Origin of the sequence: Bacillus sp. 166amftsu, from assembly GCF_900107445.1 — a bacterium.
Lineage (GTDB): Bacteria > Bacillota > Bacilli > Bacillales > Bacillaceae_G > Bacillus_A > Bacillus_A arachidis.
Map to the genome: position 1 here is coordinate 1 of NZ_FNQA01000041.1, position 9,086 is coordinate 9,086.

General features: G+C 32.2%; 9 protein-coding genes. 2 read left to right on the top strand and 7 right to left on the bottom strand.

Going from position 1 to position 9,086, the window contains the following annotated elements:
* Nucleotides 1-297: 297 nt before the first annotated feature.
* Nucleotides 298-852 carry a GNAT family N-acetyltransferase gene (locus BLV40_RS27000; protein WP_090695682.1) on the bottom strand — a complete coding sequence of 185 codons (555 nt, stop codon included), beginning with the start codon at nucleotides 850-852 and terminating at the stop codon, nucleotides 298-300.
* Between the two features lie 478 nt (nucleotides 853-1,330).
* On the opposite strand from BLV40_RS27000, the gene BLV40_RS27005 reads away from it, so the two are divergent.
* On the top strand, nucleotides 1,331-1,996 hold the full coding sequence (locus BLV40_RS27005; RefSeq protein WP_090695683.1) for a helix-turn-helix domain-containing protein: 666 nt from the start codon (nucleotides 1,331-1,333) through the stop codon (nucleotides 1,994-1,996).
* Nucleotides 1,997-2,432: 436 nt separating this feature from the next.
* Here the strand turns inward: BLV40_RS27005 and BLV40_RS27015 are convergent, their stop codons facing one another.
* A complete protein-coding gene (locus tag BLV40_RS27015; RefSeq protein WP_090695686.1) occupies nucleotides 2,433-2,993 on the bottom strand; it encodes a MerR family transcriptional regulator in 561 nt (186 codons plus the stop codon).
* 463 nt (nucleotides 2,994-3,456) lie between these two features.
* Between BLV40_RS27015 and BLV40_RS27020 the strand changes: the two genes are divergently transcribed.
* On the top strand, nucleotides 3,457-3,855 hold the full coding sequence (locus BLV40_RS27020) for a UPF0715 family protein (protein WP_090695688.1): 399 nt from the start codon (nucleotides 3,457-3,459) through the stop codon (nucleotides 3,853-3,855).
* Between the two features lie 38 nt (nucleotides 3,856-3,893).
* Here the strand turns inward: BLV40_RS27020 and BLV40_RS27025 are convergent, their stop codons facing one another.
* The 5 genes from BLV40_RS27025 to BLV40_RS27055 form a co-directional block, all read right to left on the bottom strand.
* Nucleotides 3,894-4,274 (bottom strand): hypothetical protein, encoded by a 381-nt coding sequence (locus BLV40_RS27025; RefSeq protein ID WP_244525466.1) that lies wholly within the window; start codon nucleotides 4,272-4,274, stop codon nucleotides 3,894-3,896.
* Between the two features lie 148 nt (nucleotides 4,275-4,422).
* Nucleotides 4,423-4,983, bottom strand: a complete 561-nt coding sequence (locus BLV40_RS27030; protein WP_090695690.1) for a helix-turn-helix domain-containing protein — start codon at nucleotides 4,981-4,983, stop codon at nucleotides 4,423-4,425.
* A gap of 882 nt (nucleotides 4,984-5,865) precedes the next feature.
* Nucleotides 5,866-6,519 (bottom strand): MarR family transcriptional regulator, encoded by a 654-nt coding sequence (locus BLV40_RS27040; RefSeq protein WP_090695692.1) that lies wholly within the window; start codon nucleotides 6,517-6,519, stop codon nucleotides 5,866-5,868.
* A 212-nt stretch (nucleotides 6,520-6,731) separates the two neighbouring features.
* Nucleotides 6,732-8,198, bottom strand: coding sequence for a plasmid recombination protein (locus tag BLV40_RS27045; RefSeq protein ID WP_090695694.1), 1,467 nt, complete (start codon nucleotides 8,196-8,198; stop codon nucleotides 6,732-6,734).
* A 386-nt stretch (nucleotides 8,199-8,584) separates the two neighbouring features.
* On the bottom strand, nucleotides 8,585-8,818 hold the full coding sequence (locus tag BLV40_RS27055; RefSeq protein ID WP_026593405.1) for a hemolysin XhlA family protein: 234 nt from the start codon (nucleotides 8,816-8,818) through the stop codon (nucleotides 8,585-8,587).
* Nucleotides 8,819-9,086 lie beyond the last annotated feature (268 nt).

Below are 9,086 nucleotides of genomic sequence, written 5' to 3' on the forward strand. Positions count from 1 at the left end.
ATGATTAAGGGACTTTTTTTAATTTCTACATACTTAAGGTTCCGTCACATCAACATCAAGTTAAAGCACTTTTAAAACATTAAAAAGTGCTTTTTATTTATTATAAATATGAATGTAAACTTTTGCATATTTGTTTACATTCATTTTCCCTTAATCATTGAATTTATCCCAATTCCCTTGATGTCCTTAAAATTAGAAAGAAAAGTATACATTCAAAACATTATAAATAAAAGGATTAGAGCATCATGGACAAAAAAGAAAAAGCTAAATCCATACTAGCTTTTTACATAAGTTCTGTTATCGAAAGTTATCATATTCATGTTTTAAAAGAGAATATACCTTAGAATCGCAATACATACCATTGATCATTACACTTTGTCTCAATGTTCCTTCATATGTCATTTTTAGCTTTTGCATAACTCGTTCAGACGCTATATTTCTTACGTCACATCTTCCTTCAATACGATTTAAATCTAATTCTTGAAAACCAAACTTTATTAGTTCTTCTAAAGCTTCGACGATAACTCCTTTTCCCCAATACAGTGGGTTAATAACAGCTCCTAAAGAAGCGCTACCGTGTAATAATTTCCAGATGCCACAGGTTCCAATAGCTTTCTGATCACCCTTAAAAATAATAGACCATGTGAAGGACTTACCTTTCTTAGCTGTTTCCATCGTGTTTTCTAAAAAAATACGAGTTTCATCTTTATTTTTATGTACCTCTCGAGGTACATATGTAGTTGTTTGAGGATCCGAGTAGACTTCAAATAAATCATCTAAATCATGAAAATCTAGTTTTTTTAATAAAAGACGCTTTGTTTCCAATATGGGAATTTCACATGTATTTTCCATAGTCTCACCTCAGTTAATCGTTATTTTTAATATTATATATCTTATTTTTGTGAAATTTACATAACATCACTTATCAGTAGTCACTGTATCTAGAAAAAACCCCTTCAATTTATTTGTTGAAGGAGTTTCGTATTTACATAATTGTCGTTATCGGTAGCAAATAAAAAGGCGTCCCCTTACTCTCACAAGGGATTCGCCTTTTTATTTTTCTATGAATCTATGCAATTTTTTATACATTCCTATCATGATACGGTTTTCAGGTTCTCGTTTGTTACTCGATTAGCCAAAAAACTGTATAAAATCCTGTATGCTCTTAGCGTGTTTTTTTTCCAAAATGCTGGTGGTACCCCATTATCAAGAAGATAAATCACCATAAAACGCTTCGCAACAGATCATTGCATGCCTTTTTTATAACGCTACGATGCGTTTCTTACTATTTAACATTAGAATAATTAAAGTAATTAAAGGAGGTACATATATGGACATTGGAAAAAAAATAAAACATTTAAGATTAATAAATAACATGACACAAGAAGATGTAGCCAGCCAATTATTTATTTCAAGACAAGTTATATCTAAATGGGAACTAGGAAAAAGTCTTCCCGATCTAACCAATTTATTAGCCTTAAGCAATCTATTTAATGTTTCAATTGATTCTTTATTAAAGGAGGATTCAAATTTGCAAAATCAGATAATAAAACAAAGCAATTATAAAAGATATTTATTAATAACCTCTCTCTACATATATTCTTTAATTACTATTATTGTTATATTTTATTGTCTCATTGCCTTTTTACTTATACCAAAGGACATAAAAACAACAGATCTAAAGGTTATTAATTCCCACTTTTATCAAAAAAGCGATAAAAGAGAAATTCTATATATTTATAGTAAATTAACACCTTTCTTCTCCAATTATTCGGGAGATTATAGCATTGAAACAAAAGAGCATGAAATAAACATTCATGCTCATCGAAATTCAATTCCTTTTAGAAATAAAGACGTTTTATTTTCAATCGAAAAAGATATACCTCACGGGATAGATTGGCAAGAAAAAGATGTTTACATTGTAGACGAAAATAATAACAAAATACTTATATATAACCACAAAAATAAAAAACTATATTATCAAACAAAAAATTAAAGTAGGTGATCAAAATTAAAAACATCTATAAATATACTTTTATAATAACTACATTTATCCTTAACATAATCAGTACTCTACTTATTGCAAATACCGGATTTGCACCAAACGTTATAGTATTTTCTATTAGCTTTTTATTTTTCACCATTTTATTTCAATCAATCACAATTCTATTCATTATCTATATGATTAAAAATGATGCATCTAAAAAAATAAAAATAATTTTATACGTCTTTTTAACACTAGATATATTTATCTTTTTATCTTTACTATACATAGCCTATATCGTAATAACTCAAAATTTATAAGAATATAACATACTAATAGCAAGGGAATGCTTGTATCCTAATCTGTACTACATTCCCTTATTGTATGTATGCTAGATTACTATTCTTCTTTTTCCTACATTAGGCCTTACAAAGAATAGCAACCACATTTAATTTTTAAACAAACCGAAAAAACCTTTCCGTTTTTGTTTCTGATTTTGCTTCTGCATATCTCTAATGTTTTCAAGTAATAACTGATCCCGCTTCTCTAACTTCTTCTCTATAAAAACTTCTAATTCACTATTTTTACCCTCTACTTCAGTTAATTTTCTCTCAGTATTAGCCAAATGCTCTTTTGTAGTGACCAATTCATTCGTAATCTCTTGTAATTTTTGAACAAGTGCTTGATTGAACTGATTTTGTAATTGTTGATTTTCTAATACTTCATTCAATTTCTTTTCTAATTCCGATTTTTCTTCTTTTGAAACAAACGAATCAAGTTCTCCATTCTTCCATGCTCGAACTTGATCATAAGACCATTTTTGCACCTGTATTTTTTCTTTGATTGCTATTAATTCTTCTATATTTTCCTTCGAGTACCTACGATGCCCTCCCTGACTTCGCTCCGTTTGTATATTAAATTCGTTTGACCATGCTTTTAACAAGTCGGGGGTAATCCCTAAACGATCTGCAACAATTTTCGGTGTATACATTTCCGATTTTAATCCCAATTTTTATTCCTCCCTAAAAAACAAAATACGTTTTTTCACTCACAAATATTATTAAATCAACATTTCAATCAAAATCGGAATACACTTACAACTGATTTCACAACCGATTTTAAAAACGAAATAATTTCGAAATACATATCGATTTTAACACCGATATTCATTACTTCTCGATACCAATATCAAAATCTGTTTTATTTATACAAGATTTTATGCAAAAAAAATATAACGGGGATCCCTAGAATCCCCGTTATATCAACCATGTATAAATTTTTGTATATTCAGTTGACATAGAAAAGAGGAAAGAACCCCATAAAAACAAGGATTCTATCAAAATATTTACTACTAATAATGATGCGTTATGTTAACCGAGCTTGAATAGAGTATACAGTTTTAAATGATTCTTCATTTGTAATTTTTAATGGTTTAAAATGGAATTAACAAATGGAGAAATGAGGAAAAATTAATGTTTTTACAAAGATTGAAAGTCATTCTTTTATCAGGTCTATGTATGTCTTTTGTCAATATCATAGCTGAATCACCTGGACCATTATCAGAAGCTAATTTAGGTCTGTTACCTATTTATACTCTGGCTTACTCATTTACTTTTACTATTTTTGCTATTCCGGTTCAATTACTACTTACCAAGACCGTCTTTTCTAAACCTTTTAATATCCCAGCTTTATTTATTTACATAATCGGTGCTTGGATCGTGTACTTTACAATAACAGTTTCTGATTTTGAATTTAACAGTAAGTTTTTCGAACAAATTCTAATATATATTTATGTAATCTCAGCTGGATCTCTTTTCTGGTTTTGGGATTCATTACTGATCTTAAATAAACGATCAGTTAACTTCCGGTAACGAATTTTATGTCGACTGGGTTGCTTAGACAATCTAGTTTATTTACGTTCAGTGGTGATATTGAATAGATCATTGCTTATCTTTGTATGACTAAGAGCTTGTACTTGAATATGGTCATATAATTCCATCCCATCAATATTCCATTCTAAAGACCATCCATCTGTTGGATTTGTATCGTAGCCAATAAGTTTTCTTTCTTTCCAGGTAGCTATTCCTGTTGGTACAAGCCAAAACAATATAGTTTCTGCATTGTCGGCTTCAACATAAATTGTAATGGTTTTAGTACCTTTTGGAATGACTACCCAACTTTCTTTTTCAGGAATAGTCGTGTAGATTTTTTGGATTATAGGAGTTGGTTCTTCCGGTACTGATGTGACTCCTAAGTATGTAGAACTTATTATATTACTTGTCAGTAGCAAAGCACTAAATAACATATCTTTCACCTCATAATGTAGTATGCGTTAGATACATTAAAAATAAAATGGAGTCTCTTCCGAGAACAGAAATTATGTAAACACAAAAGTCCTCCAGTTAAACAATCCGGAGGACTCTTAATAGTTTTCTAATTTATCTTCCAAATACACTCAATCCTAAATAAATCAAACTATAACTAATTAAAGCACTTGCAAACATCAAACCCATTTTTAATAATTTATCTTTTATATTAGGCTTTACTTCACTTACAGGTTTTCCCTCTATAAAATCAACTATTTGACGATAAGTTTTTAAATTATGCTCTTTTTTTATGTTTTCAACTTGCTGTAATGAAAACATAAATAAAATCGTAAGTACCACAGGTATTATAAAACCATAATAACCAAAAAAGTAAAATACAGGTGCAATAGAAATAGGAAGTATAATCATTAATGCTAACATGATATAACTCCACTTAAAGAAAGCTGATTTTTGAAGTTCTTCTTTCATGATCTTTACATCTCCTTTAACTAAATCATCCAGGGAGACATTAAAGAGAATACTCATCATTAGTAAATTATGAATATCTGGATAGTTCCTTTCATTTTCCCAGTTAGAAATAGATTGTCTGGAAACATGAATTTTTTCTGCTAACTTCTCTTGGGACATATTATCCCGTTTACGAAAATATTGTATTTGTCTACCAATGTTCATCTATACATCTCCCTTAAGTTTGAGGTTAAGTTAAAGGCTAATTAAAAACTACCAAATTTCTTTATAATAACGTGATTCTAAGGTGTAAAAATGTTTTATCATGCTATTTCCCCCTTATTTTTCAGTATGAGTACTGGCGGTTCGTCGGGTACAATTACTGATCCAAGTCAAGCAACTGTTTAAGAAATAAACTTCTACTAGTACCTCTGCTAGGGTTAGTTTTTTTGTTTTAATCTTGTCTTTTTATATATTGCAAATCGAGCAAAGCAACAACCGTTTTCGGACAAACAAATGAAATTTCGAGAACGAAAGAATAGTAAAGGTTCTAGGAAACTTCCTAGCAAGTCAAAAACGATGTTTTTGGGGATTGTCATGGTAATCCCGTAGCTTGCCCACTCCCTTTGTTTGGATCTTACCCTTTGGTCTTCCATTGCTTTTTGTTTGGAGTGCTGGCTCGTCGTGTGGGGGCGAGACCCCACGGTTTGGAACGTAACGTCATAACGGATAAGAACGAATCCAGGACGAATGATCTTGGCGGTTCGGCTCGTATACTTGCTAGTCCAAGTCGAGAACCATTGCATTGCTTTTTGTCCTTCGGCTTGGCCAGAAAAGCAAACGAGCCGAAAAAAGTTTTGCCAGGATGGAGCAAAGCGAAAAGGGTGGAGATTTTTGAGTGGGTTTCTCAAAAATACGACCCGTTCCTTGCGGAACTTTTAGCCCTATATATAAGAGTGAGAAGAGCAAAGTGAAGAAAGTCAGTAATAACAAGGGTTTATACGATGTGGGGTGTGAATTTTTTTTCACACCTGTGTGAATTTTTTTTCACACCTATAAAATGGAAAATGATACAAAAAAGAAAGATGTCAATAGTAAAATTGACATCTAAAATAAATAAATTGGTAATTTGTGTTTTTTGGTATCGCCCTTAACCTTAAAATTTCTTAATGACTTTTTAAAAATATGTTGAGTTGCTCTATCAACACTATCCTTAGGAGAACAACACATAATATTAGGATTTACAAACCATGTACGACTTGTGCAAATTCTGCCATCATCAGTTGTCATTCCTGCTTCTGCAACCCCTAAAACACCTTTCTTTAGCAAAGAATTCATTGTTTTAGAAACACTCTCTCTTGTTTTACCAAGCTTTTCAGCTAAATAGCTAGGTGTTGCTGCATTAGCATCAATTTCATTATCATTACTGCTTTTTTCAATAATTACATTAGTTTTAAATTCTAAATAAGAAGAAATCTGCAATAAAAACGCTTGCTCTGCATTGGTGAAATATCCAATACCATTCAAATATTCCATATTATCCATAATAATCTGCACAAATCTCACCCGATCCGTTGGTTTTTTCTTTTTTGCAATGAAATATTCTTCTCCGCCAGTTGCCTTACTTAATAACTGTAAGAGCATTGCTTTCTCTTCTTCTGAGTAACCACCGGCTTGCAACTGATCATAAATACTATCAATCTTACTATCTCTTAACTTCGCTTTTTTTTCAGCTTGTCCAAAATCTACAACTTTTGTCATAAAATAATTCTCTCCCTTAGTGGAAGGAATCAACTTTTATATGTTAGAATGTATATAGAATATATATTGGTTGATTCCAACCTTATTATGAAAAACCGCCTGTCCGCCAAGACTTTGGGCGGTTTTTTCGTCTTTCTTTATAATAACATGAAATAAGTTACTAAAGGTTTCCATCTACTAAAAATCAATTCTCTTTTTCACCATTATCACGTCTATCTTTCCATATCAAACCCTCTCTGCTTATTCACTTCCCTCTTATGTTCCTGTTCAAAATGATTATTAACTCCCCTACCAACCAATTCATTTTCAACAAGCTCTCTAAGCGTCTGAAATTGCTCTTTTAGAGCTTTTTTCGTTTGTTGGTATAAAACCATTATATTTGTTTGTAAATCCTTCATATGAGCTTTTAAAGCTCCCATTTCCTTATGTAATACACTAACTTCTTTTTTTAACTCACCTTTTTCTTGTTTCAATATCCTATTCTCTTCCATCCACCCCTCTGCAGTCATTTTTAAACTTTGATACTCTTTCACAAAGTCTGTTTTTCTCAAACGCTCATAATCCTTTTTGATAGTAACCGCTGCATTCACTTGTTTTGTTAATTCTTGATATTGTTCTGGTGATAACACATAATTTCTTGTTTGTTTCTTCTTGATTTCAGCTTTTCCAAACACTTTATCATGTACTTCTGTTACTACTTCTTTACGCAAAAATGGAATTTTAATAGGTTCATTTGGTAATTGATCCGCAACACTATCTAATTCTTCTTGCTGTTGTTTTACTCTTTTTTCTAATTCTACATAACGCTGGCCAATCAACTGCAGTTTTTCACTTTCACTTTCCACTTGTTGTTTCACTGTTTCTAATTCTTTATACCGATCAACGACATCACTTTCCAAACTCTTTTTCGCTACTTGTAATTCATTTGTTTTTTCTTCAGCACTTTTTAAGTGATGGTCAATCGTTTCTAACTGCATTTCTTTTTCTTGTACTTGATTCTCAACAAGTGATTTTGTTTCTGCATATTCCTTGTATTGACGGACTTTCATATATTTATGTGAACCTACATTAGCACGTTCAAAATTCGGAATGTGTTCTTTCGCTAATTGCTCAATATAAGCCGTTTCCACTTCTCTCCAATGCGCAATTAACTTTATTCCCGTTCCTTCGACACCTTGTTGTTGCAAGGCTCTATCCATTCCGACACGCCTCGTTAATCCTCGACTACTTTCGAAATTTGGTACATAGTTAATATGTAAATGCGGATTTGCTTCATCATCATGTAAAACCATGTTATAAACTGCTAGATTTGGATTTCGCTCTTGAAACGCCTCAGCATACTGTTTTAACGCTTCCTTTTTGGCTTCCCTATACTTTGGGTCGTCTTTGCCTTCCCCAATCGCTACAACGAGTTCTCGTTGCTCATGTGTCTTTTCGTCTTTATGTATTTTGTCATAGTAATCCTTAATCTTACGGTCATTCCGTTTTTGTTTCTCGTTATACTTGTCTACCGCTTCTTGAAAAACATCCTTGTATACACTTCGGATATCTTTTTGAACAAAGTAAATATTCTCGTCTAACCTGGATAGATCGATGCCAGGATTCCCATAAATGTTTTCCCTGTTATTATGGCTTAATGAACTTTGGTGAGATTGATTAAATGAAATAGAGAACAACATAAAGTGCCACCACTTCCCCTAGATTAATTGATACCATAAGTCTAGCAAAGCGACGAAATGGAGTCAATTAACGTAACCCTATACGTATTTTGACGCTGACGCATCAAAATCGATAGGGGTCTGCGACGCTTGTCGGCTTTGCCGATCCATGCTTAGCATGGTAAAAACAAACCTTGGGCTTTGCCCAAACCCACTGGGGAACTCTTCCCCAGACCCCATCCATCGAACTCCCCAACCCCTCAATCCTTGAGGGGCTCCCTCGCCGGTTGGCAGGAACAAACAATGTTTGTTCACTACCAAGAGGGTTTGGGTATCGTGCAGTTGGTCAAGTCAAATACTCCCTCTGCTTCGCTAGGTCCGTTTTGATTGACCAACACCTTTTTTTCCTATAACAAGTTTCTTGCGAGTACACCAAGTACCCCCGTTACCAATGCGCTTACGATCAATCGTAAAATCCATGTAGTATTCGCACTGATTTTATCTAATTGTTTATTAATAGTTAAAACATCCCTTTCAGCTACTAGTATTCTTGCTTCTAAATTTTTCACATCATGTTGAATAGCTTTTAAATCTAGATTCATTTGATTAACATCTTTTTCTAGTTCCTCCAATTGTGTCATATAACATACTTCTCCTTTACAATTAATTCTTAATGCATTATATGTATATGAAAATAAAAGGTTATAATATAAAAAAGAGCAAGTTACACTTGCACATACAACATCTCCTAAAAAAATTAAATACTAATCAATATGATTTACCAAAAATAAACAAATCTTGATCAATTATTCTATAAAATCTTTTTCTCTCTATTTTTAAGTATGAGACAAAAAATTAGATAAAACAAAAAAGCCTTACCTCTGTAGGCAAGACTCCACTAGTGTAGTT